Origin of the sequence: Staphylococcus microti (assembly GCF_000934465.1) — a bacterium.
Lineage (GTDB): Bacteria > Bacillota > Bacilli > Staphylococcales > Staphylococcaceae > Staphylococcus > Staphylococcus microti.
This window is the reverse complement of sequence record NZ_JXWY01000089.1, coordinates 1-771: the sequence shown is the minus strand read 5'-3', so window position 1 is coordinate 771 and position 771 is coordinate 1. Positions and strand designations below refer to the sequence as shown.

The 771-nt window shown below is 36.1% G+C and carries 1 pseudogene; it reads right to left on the bottom strand.

Going from position 1 to position 771, the window contains the following annotated elements:
* Nucleotides 1-214: 214 nt before the first annotated feature.
* Nucleotides 215-771 (bottom strand): annotated as a pseudogene (locus TP70_RS09220) (group II intron maturase-specific domain-containing protein); the annotation flags it as partial.

Sequence of the window (771 nt, the reverse complement as noted above, 5' to 3'; positions counted from 1 at the left end):
GCAGAAGCAGCCCTAATTTGTGTTGCTTATAATTTTAAAAGACTAACAAAAATCAAAAAAGTTTCAGAAATAGTAAGGCTACTTGCAAGTTGATTTTATAGAAGTATTAGATGTTCCTCCATATTTAAAGCAAAAATGTAAGAAGAAACCTTTCTGATTTCCTCTTACATTTTATTTGTTAGACAGTCTGGCGTACGGATCCGTACTTGGCGGTTCAATATCTTGCGTAAGCCAACTCTGCAAGTTCGACTAACGGTATTAGTCCCCACTCCCCACTTGTAGAGTTGTTTTGTTGTAAGCGCGAGATGGACTTCTTTGGTGCTTGAGAGTCGCCAATACTTCTTACGTGATTGTGCGATTTTCATGGCACTTTTATGGTCAAGTCCATATTTACGTAACATCTTGTATTTCGTTTTTGGTTTCTTCCATCTTTTGAGAATTAGTTGTCTAATGCGTCGGTTTAACCAAGATTGTAACCTCTTTATAAAATCTTTAATAAAACCTCTACCAAAGTAATTTATCCACCCTCGAGTCACTTGATTAATTTCTGTTATAATCTCTTTGAAGGTCCCTGGTCTATTTCGTTTCGTTAGACGTCTTAAGGAGCGTTTTAAATTTCCTTTGGCTTCCATAGTCGGTCTGAAACGATAAGTGCCATTTACTTTGGTCATTAGACAACTCAAGAACTTTAAACGTGTGACTGCACCTACTTTACTCTTTTCCTTATTTACAATAAGTTTAAGGTCTTTTTCGATGAATTTTGTCACACTT